Source organism: Arthrobacter sp. H41, from assembly GCF_000520535.1.
Lineage (GTDB): Bacteria > Actinomycetota > Actinomycetes > Actinomycetales > Micrococcaceae > Arthrobacter_D.
Map to the genome: position 1 here is coordinate 5,177 of NZ_KI914820.1, position 758 is coordinate 5,934.

The 758-nt window shown below is 70.3% G+C and carries 2 pseudogenes; both read left to right on the plus strand.

Features of this window, described 5'->3' with window-relative positions:
• Positions 1-328, plus strand: a pseudogene (locus tag Y705_RS21975) (glycoside hydrolase family 15 protein); the annotation flags it as partial.
• Positions 329-338: 10 nt separating this feature from the next.
• Positions 339-734, plus strand: a pseudogene (locus tag Y705_RS0113650) (glycoside hydrolase family 15 protein); the annotation flags it as partial.
• Positions 735-758: the final 24 nt, after the last annotated feature.

Genomic DNA, 758 nt, shown 5'->3' on the forward strand with positions numbered 1-758 from the left:
GATGCTGGGCACGGTCGCGGCTCTCGAGAAGGACCTGCTCAACTCGGAGGGGTTGCTGGCGCGCTACCGCACCGAAGCCGTGGCCGACGGCCTGGCGGCGGGCGAGCACCCCTTCCTCGCCTGCTCCTTCTGGCTCGTGGAGCAGTACGCCCACAGTGGCCGGGAGGACGAGGCGGCAGCACTCATGAACCAGCTGGTCGGCTACAGCAATGAACTGGGCCTGCTGTCGGAGGAGTACGACGCCGGGCGGAGCCGCATGGCGGGAAACTTCCCCCAGGCCTTCTCCCACCTTGCCCTCGTGCGTGCCGCCGACGCCCTCCAGGAGGCGCACGCCAGGGCAGCTGCCGCAGGTCGGGTTCGTCGACTACGACGACCCGCTGATGCTGGGCACGGTCGCGGCTCTCGAGAAGGACCTGCTCAACTCGGAGGGGTTGCTGGCGCGCTACCGCACCGAAGCCGTGGCCGACGGCCTGGCGGCGGGCGAGCACCCCTTCCTCGCCTGCTCCTTCTGGCTCGTGGAGCAGTACGCCCACAGTGGCCGGGAGGACGAGGCGGCAGCACTCATGAACCAGCTGGTCGGCTACAGCAATGAACTGGGCCTGCTGTCGGAGGAGTACGACGCCGGGCGGAGCCGCATGGCGGGAAACTTCCCCCAGGCCTTCTCCCACCTTGCCCTCGTGCGTGCCGCCGACGCCCTCCAGGAGGCGCACGCCAGGGCCCAGCTGGTCGGCTGACTCTCCTGCCGTGGCTCCCGGCCG